This window comes from uncultured Marivita sp. (genome assembly GCF_947488135.1).
In the GTDB taxonomy this organism is placed as follows: domain Bacteria; phylum Pseudomonadota; class Alphaproteobacteria; order Rhodobacterales; family Rhodobacteraceae; genus Marivita.
The window spans coordinates 1,198,457-1,212,354 of the sequence record NZ_CANKYW010000001.1 but is presented as its reverse complement, the minus strand read 5'-3'; the positions used below and the strand labels follow the sequence as shown (position 1 = coordinate 1,212,354).

General features: G+C 63.5%; 14 protein-coding genes. 8 read left to right on the top strand and 6 right to left on the bottom strand.

Features of this window, described 5'->3' with window-relative positions:
- Window positions 1-20 precede the first annotated feature (20 nt).
- The 5 genes from Q1B16_RS06025 to lexA all read left to right on the top strand — a co-directional run bounded on the left by Q1B16_RS06025 (window position 21) and on the right by lexA (window position 3,892).
- Window positions 21-668 carry a uracil-DNA glycosylase gene (locus Q1B16_RS06025; protein ID WP_299785498.1) on the top strand — a complete coding sequence of 216 codons (648 nt, stop codon included), beginning with the start codon at window positions 21-23 and terminating at the stop codon, window positions 666-668.
- Window positions 665-1,468, top strand: a complete 804-nt coding sequence (gene trpC / locus Q1B16_RS06020) for an indole-3-glycerol phosphate synthase TrpC (protein ID WP_299785496.1) — start codon at window positions 665-667, stop codon at window positions 1,466-1,468. Before Q1B16_RS06025 ends, trpC begins: the two co-directional genes overlap by 4 nt.
- Window positions 1,465-1,941 carry a cyclic pyranopterin monophosphate synthase MoaC gene (gene moaC, locus Q1B16_RS06015; RefSeq protein WP_299785494.1) on the top strand — a complete coding sequence of 159 codons (477 nt, stop codon included), beginning with the start codon at window positions 1,465-1,467 and terminating at the stop codon, window positions 1,939-1,941. The genes trpC and moaC overlap by 4 nt, the downstream gene beginning before the upstream one ends.
- Window positions 1,938-3,107, top strand: a complete 1,170-nt coding sequence (gene glp / locus Q1B16_RS06010) for a gephyrin-like molybdotransferase Glp (protein ID WP_299785492.1) — start codon at window positions 1,938-1,940, stop codon at window positions 3,105-3,107. Before moaC ends, glp begins: the two co-directional genes overlap by 4 nt.
- 86 nt (window positions 3,108-3,193) lie before the next feature.
- The gene (gene lexA, locus Q1B16_RS06005; protein WP_299785490.1) at window positions 3,194-3,892 is read left to right on the top strand and encodes a transcriptional repressor LexA; all 699 of its coding nucleotides are present in this window, start codon (window positions 3,194-3,196) and stop codon (window positions 3,890-3,892) included.
- Here the strand turns inward: lexA and Q1B16_RS06000 are convergent.
- Window positions 3,886-5,916 carry a ComEC/Rec2 family competence protein gene (locus Q1B16_RS06000; RefSeq protein WP_299785488.1) on the bottom strand — a complete coding sequence of 677 codons (2,031 nt, stop codon included), beginning with the start codon at window positions 5,914-5,916 and terminating at the stop codon, window positions 3,886-3,888. The genes lexA and Q1B16_RS06000 overlap by 7 nt on opposite strands.
- 78 nt (window positions 5,917-5,994) lie before the next feature.
- Between Q1B16_RS06000 and gltX the strand changes: the two genes are divergently transcribed.
- From gltX to Q1B16_RS05985, 3 genes are all read left to right on the top strand, one after another.
- A complete protein-coding gene (gene gltX / locus Q1B16_RS05995; protein WP_299785486.1) occupies window positions 5,995-7,407 on the top strand; it encodes a glutamate--tRNA ligase in 1,413 nt (470 codons plus the stop codon).
- 84 nt (window positions 7,408-7,491) lie between these two features.
- On the top strand, window positions 7,492-8,787 hold the full coding sequence (gltA, locus tag Q1B16_RS05990; RefSeq protein WP_299785484.1) for a citrate synthase: 1,296 nt from the start codon (window positions 7,492-7,494) through the stop codon (window positions 8,785-8,787).
- A 38-nt stretch (window positions 8,788-8,825) separates the two neighbouring features.
- A complete protein-coding gene (locus tag Q1B16_RS05985) occupies window positions 8,826-9,335 on the top strand; it encodes a GNAT family N-acetyltransferase (protein WP_299785482.1) in 510 nt (169 codons plus the stop codon).
- On the opposite strand, the gene Q1B16_RS05980 is transcribed toward Q1B16_RS05985, so the two are convergent.
- From Q1B16_RS05980 to Q1B16_RS05960, 5 genes are all read right to left on the bottom strand, one after another.
- A complete protein-coding gene (locus Q1B16_RS05980) occupies window positions 9,332-10,108 on the bottom strand; it encodes an enoyl-CoA hydratase-related protein (protein ID WP_299785480.1) in 777 nt (258 codons plus the stop codon). The genes Q1B16_RS05985 and Q1B16_RS05980 overlap by 4 nt on opposite strands.
- Window positions 10,109-10,195: 87 nt before the next feature.
- Complete coding sequence (locus Q1B16_RS05975; protein WP_299785478.1) at window positions 10,196-10,684, bottom strand: cytochrome c-type biogenesis protein; 489 nt, start codon at window positions 10,682-10,684, stop codon at window positions 10,196-10,198.
- A complete protein-coding gene (locus tag Q1B16_RS05970) occupies window positions 10,681-12,648 on the bottom strand; it encodes a heme lyase CcmF/NrfE family subunit (protein WP_299785476.1) in 1,968 nt (655 codons plus the stop codon). The genes Q1B16_RS05975 and Q1B16_RS05970 overlap by 4 nt, the downstream gene beginning before the upstream one ends.
- Window positions 12,649-12,730: 82 nt before the next feature.
- Window positions 12,731-13,273 carry a holin family protein gene (locus Q1B16_RS05965; RefSeq protein ID WP_299785474.1) on the bottom strand — a complete coding sequence of 181 codons (543 nt, stop codon included), beginning with the start codon at window positions 13,271-13,273 and terminating at the stop codon, window positions 12,731-12,733.
- The gene (locus Q1B16_RS05960; protein ID WP_299785472.1) at window positions 13,264-13,887 is read right to left on the bottom strand and encodes a holin-associated N-acetylmuramidase; all 624 of its coding nucleotides are present in this window, start codon (window positions 13,885-13,887) and stop codon (window positions 13,264-13,266) included. The genes Q1B16_RS05965 and Q1B16_RS05960 overlap by 10 nt, the downstream gene beginning before the upstream one ends.
- Window positions 13,888-13,898: the final 11 nt, after the last annotated feature.

Below are 13,898 nucleotides of genomic sequence, written 5' to 3'. Positions count from 1 at the left end.
AGAAGCCCTGGAGGCGCGCCATGCTGACGCCGCCTGCGAATTGGGGTCATTTGCCGTTCTTTCGCGATGACCTGCCAGCAATTGACGCTGCATTGGTGAAAGACAAGCGGGACGTGCTGCCGCCGTCCGATCAGGTCTTCGCAGCACTCGAGGCCTGCGCGCCGGAGGATGTGCGCGTCGTGATCCTGGGGCAGGATCCCTATCCGACGCCCGGCCATGCGCACGGGTTGGCGTTTTCGGTGGACGGTGAGGTGCGGCTCCTGCCCCGGTCCTTGAGCAATATTTTCAAGGAGTTGCGCGAGGATGTGGGTTCAGTTCCTCCCAATGGGGACTTACGGTTCTGGGCGGACCAGGGTGTCTTGCTTCTGAACGACGTTCTGACCGTGCCCGCTTTCGAGGCGCGCGGGCATCGGCGCTTGGGATGGCAAAAGCTTGTGCCGCAGGTGCTCGATGCGCTGTCGGACCGGCCGCGCGCGTTTGTGCTTTGGGGCAATGATGCGCGCGCCCATGCACGGCGGCTCGACGGGTACGGACATCTGGTGCTGCAAAGCGCGCATCCCTCGCCGCTTTCGGCGCGGCGCGGGTTTTTCGGGTCGCGCCCCTTTTCCACCGTGAACGCGTGGCTTAAAGAACAGGGACACGCCCCGATCAACTGGACCGACCCATGAGCGCAACCATTCTCGACACCATCAAGGCCTACAAGCTCGAGGAAGTGGCCGCCGACAAGGCGCGCGTGCCCTTGTCGGAGATTGAGGCCGCCGCGAAGGCCGCAAGCCCGGTGCGGCCCTTCGGTGCCGCGCTGCGCACAGCGCAGGTGACGGGCTACGGGTTGATTGCCGAAGTCAAGAAGGCCTCGCCCTCCAAGGGGCTGATCCGCGCCGATTTCGAACCGGCGACCCTGGCGCAGGCGTATGAGGCCGGAGGCGCGACCTGCCTGTCGGTGCTGACCGACACGCCCAGTTTCCAGGGTGACAAGTCCTACCTCGTGGTGGCGCGTGCGGCCACGTCGCTGCCCGCGTTGCGCAAGGATTTTATGTATGACACCTACCAGGTCGCCGAGGCGCGAAGCCTTGGGGCGGATTGCATCCTCATCATCATGGCCAGCGTATCGGACGCGCAGGCCGCCGAGTTGGAGGATGCCGCGACCGCCTGGGGCATGGACGCGTTGATCGAGGTGCACGACCGGGATGAACTGGATCGGGCGCTCGAACTGAAATCCCCACTGATCGGTGTAAACAATCGCAATCTCAAGACGTTCGAGACCACTCTTGAGACGACACGTGAACTTTCGAAGCACGTGCCGAACGACCGGATGCTGATTTCGGAATCCGGTCTGTTCACACCCGCCGACCTTGCCAACATGGCGTCACACGGCGCGCGGAGTTTCCTGATCGGCGAAAGCCTCATGCGGCAGGCGGATGTGGCCGAGGCGACGCGCGCGCTGCTGGCCGATCCGGTGGCGGCATGAGCGGACTTACGCATTTCGACGCCAAGGGCGACGCCCACATGGTGGATGTGTCGGACAAGGCCGTGACCGCGCGCGTGGCCGTGGCCGAGGGCTACATCAAGATGGCGCGGGAAACGTTTGATATCATTACCGAAGGTCGCGCCAAAAAGGGCGACGTGATCGGCGTTGCACGATTGGCCGGGATCATGGGGGCGAAGAAAACGCCCGAGCTGATTCCGTTGTGTCATCCCTTGCCAGTGACAAAGGTCGCGGTGGAGTTGACACCGGCGCCGGACCTGCCCGGCCTTCGGATCGAGGCGACGGTCAAGACCACGGGCCAGACCGGGGTCGAGATGGAGGCACTCACGGCGGTGTCGACGGCGGCGCTCACGGTCTACGACATGGCCAAGGCCGTGGACAAGGCGATGGAAATCACCGGCATCCGCGTGATGCTGAAAGATGGCGGAAAATCAGGGCGGTACGAGGCGCAATGATTTCGGTCGCGGAGGCGCTGGAGCATCTGTTCGCGCTGGCCCGCCCGCTTGGGTCCGAGACGGTGCCGCTGTTACAAGCGCATGGGCGGGTGCTGGCAGAGGACGTGGCCGCGACGCGCGACCAGCCGCCTTTCGATGGGTCGGCGATGGATGGCTACGCGGTGACAGAGGTGGCGCCGGGCCTGCGGCTTCGGGTGATCGGGGAAGCTGCCGCCGGGCATGGATTTGACCAAACGGTAAAACATGGCGAGGCGGTGCGGATCTTCACCGGCGCGCCGGTGCCGCGGGGCGCGAAAGCGGTTGTGATTCAAGAGGATGTCACCCGAGAAGGCGACTGGATCACCATTGGCGACTCGCCCGAGGACAACACGCATATCCGGCCTGCGGGGGGCGATTTTCGAGTTGGCGACCGGGTTCGTGCGGGTCGGGTGATCGGACCCAACGACATCGCGCTGATGGCGGCGATGAATGTCGCGGAGGTGCCGGTGGCGCGCCGCCCCGTCGTTGCGCTGATTTCGACAGGCGACGAGTTGGTGATGCCAGGCGAAACGCCGGGTCCGGACCAGATCATCGCGTCCAACACGATGGGTTTGCACGCGCTGATGCGGGATCTGGGGGCAGAGCCGCGTCTTTTGCCCATCGCGCGGGACAACGAGGCGTCGTTGCGTACCGCGTTCGAGTTGACCAAGGGGGCTGATCTCATTGTCACCATCGGCGGCGCGTCGGTCGGGGATCATGACGTGGTGGCGCGGCTTGCGCCGCAGCTTGGCTTTGACCAAAGCTTCTACAAGGTGGCCATGCGCCCCGGTAAGCCATTGATGGCAGGGAATTTTGGCGAGGCGATGATGATCGGTTTGCCGGGCAATCCCGTGTCGGCGATGGTCTGCGGGCATGTCTTCGTGGCCCCGGTGGTGCGCGCGATGTTGGGCCTGCCGGCAGCGGCGGCACCTCGGAAAAACGCCCCTTTGGCCGAGGCCCTGCCCGCCAATGGCCCGCGCGAGCATTACATGCGGGCGCGGTTCGAAGGCCCGGGTCTGGTGGCCTTTGGCTCTCAGGACAGTTCGCTTCTTAGCATCCTGGGTCAGGCCGATGCGCTGATCGTTCGGCCCCCGAAAGACGGACCGCGCGCGGCCGGTGAGACAGTGGAGTATCTGCCCATACGTTGATTTTTCGCCCATGTTCACGGATTCTTGACACAAAACAGGAACAACAGTAGAACAAACGGTGAGGATCATGCGAGCGGAGGCAGACAATGCTGACCAAAAAACAACTCGACCTGCTGAACTTCATCAGCAAACGCGTGGCGCGCGACGGTGTCCCGCCAAGCTTTGACGAAATGAAAGAGGCGCTGGATTTGCGCTCCAAATCGGGCATTCACCGCCTGATCACCGCGCTCGAAGAACGTGGTTTCATTCGCCGCCTTGCCCACCGGGCGCGCGCGATCGAGATTGTGAAGCTTCCCGATACGCTCGCGGCCAAGCGGCCTGGGTTCACACCGCAGGTGATCGACGGGGATCTGCCGGATGTCCCGCCGCCCGCCAATGCGGTCGAGGTCGAGGCGACGGATGCGGTCGGCGTGGACCTGATGGGTCGGATCGCGGCGGGTGTTCCGATCCAGGAAATCAACGATCTCCCGCCCAAGGTGACGATCCCGGGCGCGATGCTTTCGGGCGCGGGGAATCACTACGCGCTGGAGGTCAAAGGCGACTCCATGATCGAAGCAGGCATCAACGATGGTGACATCGTGGTGATCCGGGAAACCTCGGTCGCAGATAATGGTGATATCGTCGTGGCACAGATCGAAGGGTACGAGGCAACGCTGAAGCGCTACAAGCGCAAGGGCGAAAGCATCATCCTCGAAGCGGCGAACCCGGCGCATGAGTCGCGTATCCTGCCGGTCGGTGCGGTCAAGGTGCAGGGCCGGTTGGTCGGGTTGATCCGCACCTACTGAGCGTTTCGCACGGCTTTATCATTCCAGAGGCGCGCGCCGGATCGGTCGCGCGCCTTTTCTATGTGCCACGTCCCGTCGTCCTTCCGGGTCACGGAAAGGCTGCCAAGATCGGTCAGGGCCGCCGCGTCCAGCACCCTGCAGGAGGGTGCGTTGGCCCGGGCGGGCAAGTTCGCGCTGGCGATCACCAGCGCACCGTCGGTGCATCCCTCATAGCTGGCGGCGTTGCGTTTGCCGTGGATGTGACGGACCGTGGTGTCGGAGCCTGCCCAAAGTGCCGCTGCCGCGGGTTGGTCGAGCCCCTGCCCGTCATTTTCCAACCACACCTCGGCGATGAAGCCTGACCCTTTCGCGCGGGACAAGGCGCGGCCCTGATCGGTCATCACCCCGACCAATGCGCCGCCTTCGGCGACAAGGATCGGTGGGCGCTCTGCCTTGGCCCAGAGAAGTGCGGCCAAGGCGACGGGGGCGAGCCCAAGCCAGCGCAGGCGTTCTTGCCACAGGACGATGAAAAGACCTCCCAACGTGATCAGGGGCAGGACCGGCGGGGCTGGCGTCATTACCGGACGCACCGCGCCGCTCCAACCTGCCATCGACTGCGCGACGGCGAGAATCCAGTCGAGGCCAAAGCCCATCAGCGACAGCCCAATGGTTTCGAGGCCGAAAGGCATAAGCAGGATGCTAAGAACCGCCGCCGGGATGACCAGAAGGCCCATCAGCGGCACGGTCAGAAGATTCGCGATGAGGCCGAACTGCGCGATCTGGTTGAAATGCGCCATGGCGAAGGGGGCGGTCGCGGCCCCGGCGATGGCGGAGGACAGGACGACCGACGCCACCCCGCGCAGGAGGCGGTGGCGCGGCAGGTCATGGGAGCTGTCGCGGATGGCGCTGAAGATCGCGACAAGCGCCGTGGTCGCGGCGAAGGACATCTGGAAGCCGGGCCCCATCAGCGCCTCGGGTCGCAGAACCAGCACGATGAGCGCGGCCAGTGCCACCGCGCGCAGAGAGATTGCGCGGCGGTCCACCATGACGGCGAGCAGCATCACCGCGACCATGACGAAGGCGCGTTCGGTGGCGACATTGCCGCCCGACAGCGCAAGGTAGATGGCCGCGACGACCAGCGCGCCACCGGCCGCGATCTTCTTGATCGGCCAACGCAGGCCAATGGGGGTCAGCAACAGCCCAAGGCGCAGGGTTGCGAACACAAAGGCGCTGACCAACCCCATATGCAGGCCCGAGATCGCCAGCAGATGCGCGAGGTTGGTGTCCCGCAAGGCTTGCAATATCGGCTGGGGGATGGGGCTGCGGTCGCCCGTGATGATGGCGGTGGCGAATGCGCCGGTATCGCCGGGCAGCGCGGCCTGCACACGGGCCGAGATCGCCATGCGGGTCTGGAAGATGAACCGGTCGCGGCCCGCCTCTTCCCACAGGACAAGCGGCACGCGGGTATAGCCGACTGCGCCCAGGCGCAGGAACCAGGCGTGGCGGCGGAAATCGAAGCCTCCGGGTTCGACGGCGCCGCCGGGAGGGCCGAGATGGGCGGTGGTCATGATCGTCTGTCCTGGTTCCGGCGTCAGAATTTCGCCTTTGACATGCAGCGACAGGCGCACGCGGGTGGGTGTTTCGGAAAGTGGCACCTCGCTCAGCCAGACGCGGTCGAGCGTGATGCGCAGCGCGTCGGAGGCCGAGCGGTCGAGAGCAACCACCCTGCCCGTCACCGGGCCGTAATAGCGCCAGTCGAGCACCGGGCCCGCCACCAGATGCGCCCGCGTTCCTGCCAGCGCGAGCCCGAGGGCCACCATCGCGACGGCGCAGATCACCGGCGCGCATGCGGAACGGCTGCGCAGGTGCCAGATCAGCGCCAAACCGCCGAGGGCGGCTGACAGGATGAGCGCCCAGACCGGCGGTTCGATCCGCAGCGCGAAATAGAGGGCGATGCCGACGCCAAGGAAGACCGGCACAAAGGGAAACAGGCCACCGCGCTGTGCGAGAAGCATGTCGGGGATGACAGACCAGATCCGCGCCATACTTGCCCCCGTGGATGGTGCTGGTAAAGAGAGCCTAAGACTACTCCCGATACAGTTATCGAAAGGTAAACGCGCCCAATGTCAGGCCAGATCGTCACCCGTTTCGCCCCCTCTCCGACCGGTTACCTGCATATCGGCGGGGCGCGCACGGCGTTGTTCAACTGGCTATATGCGCGCGGGCGCGGCGGCAAATTCCTGCTGCGGATCGAGGACACGGATCGGGCCCGCTCCACGCCGGAGGCCACGGCGGCGATTCTCAAGGGATTGGACTGGCTCGGGCTGGACCATGACGGCGACGTGGTCAGCCAGGCCGCAGGGGCCGAACGGCATGCCGAAGTGGCGCACGAGTTGCTTGCCAAGGGTGCCGCCTACAAATGTTTTTCGACCCAGGACGAGATCGAGGCGTTTCGCGAGGCGGCGCGGGCCGAGGGGAAATCCACCCTGTTCCAAAGCCCGTGGCGCGATGCCGACCCGAGCACGCATCCCGACGCGCCATATGTCATTCGCCTGAAGACCCCGCAGGACGGCAGCACCGTGATCGAGGATCAGGTGCAGGGCGATGTCACCATCCGCAACGATCAGCTGGATGACATGGTGCTGTTACGATCCGACGGCACACCCGTCTACATGCTGGCGGTTGTTGTCGATGATCATGACATGGGCGTGACCCATGTGATCCGGGGGGATGACCACCTCAACAATGCGGCACGCCAGATGGGCATCTACACGGCAATGGGCTGGGACGTGCCGATCTGGGCGCATATCCCGCTGATTCACGGGCCAGATGGCAAGAAGCTGTCAAAACGTCACGGCGCGCTGGGTGTCGAGGAATACCAGGCGATGGGCTACCCGGCGGCGGGCATGCGCAATTACCTCACGCGCTTAGGCTGGAGCCACGGCGATGACGAATTCTTTACGGATGATCAGGCAAAAGAGTGGTTCGACCTGAGCGGCATCGGCAAATCCCCGGCGCGGTTCGATTTCAAGAAACTGGAGAATCTGAGCGGACAACATATCGCCGTCGCGGACGATGCTGCACTGCTGCATGAATTGCAGGCTTACCTTGCGGCCGCAGGCGAGCCTGCCCTCACGGAAGCCCAGGCCGACGGGATGGGTCGTGCGATGTATTGCCTCAAGGAGCGGGCGCGCACTTTCCCGGAACTGATTGAAAAGGCGCACTTTGTTCTGACAAATCGCCCGATCGAGATGGAAGAGAAAGCGGCCAAGCAGCTCGACACGGTATCCCGTGGTATACTGCAATCGTTGACGCCGCAGTTGCAAAATGCTAGCTGGACGCGCGACGAGCTTGAAGCCGTCACATCCCGAATTGCAGAAGAGCACGGGACCAAATTCGGCAAACTGGCGGGCCCGATGCGGGCAGCGCTTGCGGGCCGGGCCGTGACGCCGAGTGTGTTCGATATGATGCTGGTTCTGGGGCGCGACGAAACGATCGCCCGCCTGACAGAAGCAGCCGCCACGGGGGACGTCTGACACCTTTGATGGTGGGATCTGCCGAGGCTTGGGATAGCTGGCTCTGGGCGCTTTGTTCAGAGCATTGAGACGAAGGGACCACGTATGTCTGACACCTCTAAAACCGCGACGCTGACCATTGGCGACAGCTCTTACGAGCTTCCGATTTATGCCCCCACTGCCGGACCGGATGTGATCGACATTCGCAAGCTCTATGCGCAGGCCGGCGTGTTCACCTATGATCCCGGTTTTACCTCGACCGCCGCGTGCGACAGCACCATCACCTTCATCGACGGTGACAAGGGCGAATTGCTGCACCGGGGCTACCCGATCGATCAACTGGCCGAGAAATCGCACTATCTCGAAGTGTGTTTCCTGTTGCTTTACGGCTATCTGCCCAAGGCAGAAGAGTTGGAGCATTTCGAAAAGACGATCACCCAGCACACGATGATCCACGAGCAGATGCATAACTTCTTCCGTGGCTTCCGCCGGGATGCGCATCCGATGGCGACGATGGTGGGTGTGGTCGGTGCGATGTCGGCGTTTTACCATGACTCCACCGACATCAATAACCCGCGCGAGCGCGAGATCGCATCGCACCGCCTGATCGCCAAGATGCCGACGATTGCCGCGATGGCCTACAAATATTCCATCGGTCAGCCCTTCGTGTATCCGCGCAACGATCTCGATTACGCCGCGAACTTCCTGCATATGTGCTTTGCCGTACCGGCCGAGGAATACCAGGTCGATCCGATCCTCGCCCGCGCGATGGACCGTATCTTCACCCTGCATGCCGATCACGAGCAGAACGCGTCGACCTCAACGGTGCGTCTGGCCTCAAGCTCGGGGGCGAACCCGTTTGCCTGTATCGCGGCCGGTATTGCCTGCCTTTGGGGACCGGCGCATGGCGGTGCGAACCAGGCCTGCCTCGAGATGCTCAAGGAAATCGGCACGCCCGAGAATATCCCGGAATATATCGCCCGTGCTAAAGACAAGAACGATCCGTTCCGCCTGATGGGCTTTGGCCACCGGGTCTACAAGAATTTCGATCCGCGCGCGACGGTGATGAAGCAATCGGCGGACGAGGTGCTCGATCTCTTGGGCGTGGAGAACAACCCGATCCTCGCCACCGCGAAGGAACTGGAGAAAGCAGCACTCGCCGACCCCTATTTTGCCGAGAAAAAGCTGTTCCCGAACGTGGATTTCTATTCCGGCATCATCCTCGAAGCGATGGGCTTTCCGACCTCCATGTTCACGCCGATCTTCGCACTGAGCCGGACTGTCGGCTGGATTTCCCAGTGGAAAGAACAGCTTGCCGATCCGCAGATGAAGATCGGCCGCCCGCGTCAGCTCTACCAGGGCGAGACGCTGCGCGATTACGTCGATATCGAAAATCGCTGAGATGTGAGGAAAGGTCGCCTTCGGGCGGCCTTTTTCGTATGACCCAACTGCGCACCGAACGACTGGTCCTGCGGAAAGCCCGGCCCGAAGATCTGGAGGATCTGCACGCGGTCTACAGCGACCCGTTGGTTATGCGCTATTGGTCGACTCCGCCGCATGACGAACTTGCCAAGACAAAGCGCCATCTGGATCGGCTGATCGCCTCGTCAGAGCCGGTTGTGACCTATTTCGTCATCGAACGCGGAGGCCACGCCATCGGCTGCGCCGGGGTGCACATGGGCGATGAGATCGGGTTCCTCCTGCGTTCAGACCATTGGCAGCAAGGGCTGATGTCGGAGGCGTTGACGGCGCTGATCCCCTATTTCTTCGAGGTCCTGCACTATCCGCAACTGACCGCCGATGCGGACCCGATGAACGCCGCCTCCGTGGCGACGTTGCGGGCCGCTGGCTTTGTCCAGACCGGCGCGGCCAAGAACACCTATTGCGTCGACGGGGTATGGTCGGACAGCGTGTATTTCACGCTGAAGCCCGACCAGCGCGCAGCCTAGCGCCCTTCGTACTGCGCCGGGCGTTTTTCGAGGAAGGCCACCACGCCTTCCTTGAAATCGCGGGTCTGGCCGCATTGGCCTTGCAGCTTGGCTTCCAAGGCGAGTTGGTCTTCTAGATCATTGTCGAACGACGCGCGAATGGATTGCTTGACCCGCTGGTAGGCGGCGGTCGGCCCTTTGGCGAGATGAGCAGCGCGGGATTTCCAATGCTCGGCGAAAGTCGCGTCGGGCACGGCTTCCCAGATCATGCCCCAGTCATCCGCCTGACGTGCGGTGATCTTTTCGGCGAAAAGCGCGGCCCCCATTGCCTTGGCCAGCCCCATCTGGCGCGGCAGGTAGTAGGTGCCGCCGGCATCGGGGATCAGGCCGATCCGGGTGAAGGCTTGCAGGAAAAACGCGGAGTCGCTTGCGATGACCACATCTGCGGCCAGCGCGAGGTTCGCCCCTGCCCCGGCCGCAGCCCCATTGACGGCGCTGATTGTTGGCACCGGGCAGTCGTAGATCGCGCGGAGCATCGGCACGTATTCGTCGCGCAAGGTGCGTTCCAAGTCGAGATTCGCCGCATTGGCGCGATCCCCCAAATCCTGTCCCGAGCAGAAGGATTTGCCCGCCCCGGTCAGAACCACGACCCGCGCGGTTTTGCCCGCCTCGAGAACAGCGTCGGTGAGTTCGGCCCGCATCTGGGTGTTGAGTGCATTCATCACCTCGGGTCGGTTGAGCGTGACGGTCGCGATGTCGTCGGTGAGGTCGTAGGTGATCGTGTCGTAATCCATGCGCCGGGTGCTCCTGAAGGCTGTCGCGGGCATCAAACACACAAGCGCGCGCTTTGGCAAAGGCCAACGCGGCGTCACAACACCCGATCAGCTGTCCTTCAGGATTTCCTTCAGGCGCGCGGTCTCATCCTCGGACAGCCCCGCCTCGGTCGGTGCGACGGCGTTGGAGCGGCTGCGGATATACGTAATGCCGATCCCAAGCGCGATCAGGAACAGCGCTGGCCCCGAAAGCCAGAGCACCATGTTCCAGCCATCGGTGCGCGGTCTGAGAAGCACGAATTCGCCGTAGCGTTGGACAAGGTAATCCAGCACTTCCTCGTTGCTGTCACCGGCGACCAGTCGTTCCCGGACCACCAGTCGCAGTTCGCGGGCCAGATCAGCGTTGGATTCGTCGATGCTTTCGTTCTGGCACACCACACAGCGCAGCCCGCGCGACAACTCGCGCGCGCGGTTTTCGAGCACCGGGTCCTCCAGCATCTCGTCCGGCTGAACCGCGTAGACCGGTGTGGCCAGGGGCCATGCCAGAGCGAGGCAAAGGAAGATTGCCAAAGAACGCAGATAGATCGACAGCCTCATTCCGCCGGAACCCCCTGTGCCGGAGCCTGCCGCTTGGCACCGGCGGCCACACGGAAGCGGCGGTCGGTCAGGGACAGGATGCCGCCAAGGGCCATCAGGATGGACCCCGCCCAGATCCAGTTGGCCAGAGGCTTGATATAGGTGCGCATCACCCAGCCGCCGTTGTCCTGCGGATCGCCGATCACGACGTAAATGTCGCGCAGGAAGCGGTAGTCGATGGCCGCTTCGGTGGTCGGCATCTGGGCCACGGGGTAATTGCGTTTTTCGGGGTTCAGGAAAGCGATCTGCTCTCCATCCTGACGCACGATCACGTCGCCCATGGTGGAAAAGTAATTCGGGCCCCGCACCTGGTTTACGGCGGTCAGTTCGAGCTCGAAATCGCCTACCTGAAACGGTTCGCCGATCTGCGCGACGCGGATGTCTTCCTCTTGCCACGCCATGAGGCCAGCGATGCCCACCATGGTGACGCCAAGGCCGATATGCGCCGTGGCCTTGCCCCAATCGGCGCGCGGCAGCCGGAAGAGGCGCGTCAGGTCACGCGACTGGCCAAGCCGGTTGGTCAGGTCGAGCAAGGCACCCGACACGATCCACGCGCCAAGGAACATGCCCACCGGGCCAAGCAGGCTGTTTCCGGTCTGCATCGTCCAGAAGAGGCCCAGCACCAGAACGCTGAGAATGAAACCGGGGAGCAGTTGCTTGAGCGCCCGCCCCGTCTTGGCCCGCTTCCAGCTGAGCATGGAGCCGAGCGGCAGCAGGAGACCCAGAACCACCATGAAGGGCGTGAAGGCCATGTTGAAGAATGGCGCGCCGACGCTGAGCTTGGTGTCGAAGAACATCTCGGCCACGACGGGCCAGAGTGTGCCGACGAAGACGACGAAACAACTCACCGCGAGAAGGACGTTGTTGGCAACCAGCGCGCTTTCGCGGCTGGCGACGCCGAACACGCCCTTGGCCTCCATCGTCCCGGCCCGCGCCGCGAACAGCGTGAGCGCGCCGCCGGTGAAGAACACCATGATCATCAGGATGAACACACCGCGTTCGGGGTCGTTTGCGAAAGCGTGGACGGAGGTCAGAAGGCCCGAGCGGACGATGAACGTACCGATCAGCGAAAAGCCGAAGGCGAGGATGGCGAGCAGGATGGTCCAGCTTTTCAGCGCCTCGCGCTTTTCGACCACGATGGCCGAATGCAGCAGGGCTGCGGCAAGCAACCACGGCATGAAGGACGCGTTTTCGACCGGGTCCCAGAACCAGAAACCACCCCAGCCAAGCTCGTAATAGGCCCACCACGAGCCAAGCGCGATGCCGATGGTCAGGAAGACCCAGGCGGCAAGTGTCCACGGGCGCACCCAGCGGCCCCAGGCGGCATCGACGCGCCCTTCGATCAGGGCGGCCACGGCAAAGCTGAAGCAGATGCTGAGGCCGACATAGCCAAGGTAAAGGAACGGGGGGTGGAAGGCCAATCCCGGATCCTGCAACAGCGGGTTAAGGTCCTGCCCATCAAAGGGCGGCACAGCCAGGCGCAGGAACGGGTTGGAGGTGAAGAGGATGAAGGCGAAGAACGCCACGGCCACGGCGGATTGCACGGCCAACACGCGGGCGCGCAGCGTCGGCGGAAGGCCCTTGCCGAACCACGCGGCCATCGCGCCGAAGAGCGTCAGGATCAGCACCCAAAGGAGCATCGAGCCTTCGTGATTCCCCCAGACACCGCTGATCTTGTAGATCATCGGCTTGGCGGAATGGCTGTTGAGCCAGACCAGCCGGAGCGAGAAATCGGAAGTCACGAAGGCATAGGTCAGCGCCGCGAAGGCAAAGGCCGTCAGCAGGAACTGCACCGTCGCAGCGGGTTCGGCCACGGCCATCCATCCCGGCCAGCGTTTATGCGCGCCCACAAGTGGGACAACGGATTGCACAATCGCGACGAGAAACGCGAGGATGAGGGCGAAGTGACCGAGTTCTGTAACCATGCGCTAGAGTATAGGCGCAGCGCAGGCCGTGGCCAACGGGTTTCGGCCCTCAACACGGTTCACATTGTCGCAAGCACCGGGGTCACGGGCCTCGACGGAGCCGTTGCCATTCTTCTAGCGCCGCGTTGCCATCGGGTCGCACCGGGAGTTCCGGCTCTGGCGCATGGTCGAGGCTTTCGATCCGCCGCACCACGTCGGACACCGGCACGGTCATCCGAGTGGCCAGATCGCGTTGAAATTCCTGGCCTTTCGCCTGATGCCGCGCGCCGAAATAGAAACTGACGATCGCGCCGAGCAGCCACCAGAGCGGCTCGGGCACCAAGGCCAGCCCCGCCATGCGCGCACCAAACCAGACCGGGTCCACCATCGCCGCCACGAACAGCCCCAAAGTGCCCAACGCCATCGCCGGGCGCGGCACGCGGTTCAGTGCGTCCATGAGGCGGTCGAACCAGCCACGCTGCGGCGCGTGGAATTCGCTTGCGAATTGCTGCAAGGCCGCGTCCTGCATCCCGTGATCGCGCTGCGCCTGCGCTTCGGCGTTGGGGACGAAGACCTCAGCCGTTTCACGCAACACGTTGCGCCCGGATCCGAAAACCAGCGAAAACACCTGTTCGATCAGTCCCATGCTGCAATCCTTTGCTGAAAGGCCTCGGCGCTCAGATGATAGCGCCGGGCGATGAAGGTTTCGGCGCGGGTGATCCAGCCGCCCTTGCCGCCTTTCCGGGTTCGCGCGTATTTGCGGCTGGCCGGGCGGCGGTCGGCGAGGTCGAAATAATAGTTGCGCCGCGCGATCCCGTAGGCATCGACCAGATGATCCGGTGCCATAGCCATAGCCCGTGCCGCCGCCGCGATGGTTTTCGGACCGATCACACCGTCGACCGCGATGTCGAAGCCCATCTGCCGCAAAAGCCGTTGCAGAATCTTCACCGCGTTGGCCCCGGCATTGACGTACATATCGAACACCGCGGGCTGGAGCGGAGTTGGCAGATCGTCGATCCGGGGTCGGGTGAAGTAGTGTTCGATGAAAATGCCCACCGCCTGATCGCGGGTCAGACGCCGGACATCCGCTGTCGTCACCTGCCCGTCGCCTGTCAGATCAAGGCCAAGTCGGCGCATTGTGTGGATCGTCACGCCATGGTTGGTGGCCCCTCCGGGATCGTCCGGATCGTTCACATAGCCACCCTCGCGCGCCACGATCTCCTGCGCGATGGCGCGCACGCCTTGCGTTTCCTGCGGCATCGAATTGCCTC

Coding starts and splice junctions, on each gene's coding strand:
- moaC (WP_299785494.1), top strand. CDS start 1,465: ATGAGCGGACTTACGCATTTCGACGCCAAGGGCGACGCCCACATGGTG.
- glp (WP_299785492.1), top strand. CDS start 1,938: ATGATTTCGGTCGCGGAGGCGCTGGAGCATCTGTTCGCGCTGGCCCGC.
- Q1B16_RS05980 (WP_299785480.1), bottom strand. CDS start 10,108: ATGGATTACGACACGATCACCTACGACCTCACCGACGACATCGCGACC.
- lexA (WP_299785490.1), top strand. CDS start 3,194: ATGCTGACCAAAAAACAACTCGACCTGCTGAACTTCATCAGCAAACGC.
- Q1B16_RS05965 (WP_299785474.1), bottom strand. CDS start 13,273: ATGGGACTGATCGAACAGGTGTTTTCGCTGGTTTTCGGATCCGGGCGC.
- Q1B16_RS05975 (WP_299785478.1), bottom strand. CDS start 10,684: ATGAGGCTGTCGATCTATCTGCGTTCTTTGGCAATCTTCCTTTGCCTC.
- Q1B16_RS06000 (WP_299785488.1), bottom strand. CDS start 5,916: ATGGCGCGGATCTGGTCTGTCATCCCCGACATGCTTCTCGCACAGCGC.
- Q1B16_RS05985 (WP_299785482.1), top strand. CDS start 8,826: ATGACCCAACTGCGCACCGAACGACTGGTCCTGCGGAAAGCCCGGCCC.
- gltA (WP_299785484.1), top strand. CDS start 7,492: ATGTCTGACACCTCTAAAACCGCGACGCTGACCATTGGCGACAGCTCT.
- Q1B16_RS06025 (WP_299785498.1), top strand. CDS start 21: ATGCTGACGCCGCCTGCGAATTGGGGTCATTTGCCGTTCTTTCGCGAT.
- trpC (WP_299785496.1), top strand. CDS start 665: ATGAGCGCAACCATTCTCGACACCATCAAGGCCTACAAGCTCGAGGAA.
- gltX (WP_299785486.1), top strand. CDS start 5,995: ATGTCAGGCCAGATCGTCACCCGTTTCGCCCCCTCTCCGACCGGTTAC.
- Q1B16_RS05970 (WP_299785476.1), bottom strand. CDS start 12,648: ATGGTTACAGAACTCGGTCACTTCGCCCTCATCCTCGCGTTTCTCGTC.
- Q1B16_RS05960 (WP_299785472.1), bottom strand. CDS start 13,887: ATGCCGCAGGAAACGCAAGGCGTGCGCGCCATCGCGCAGGAGATCGTG.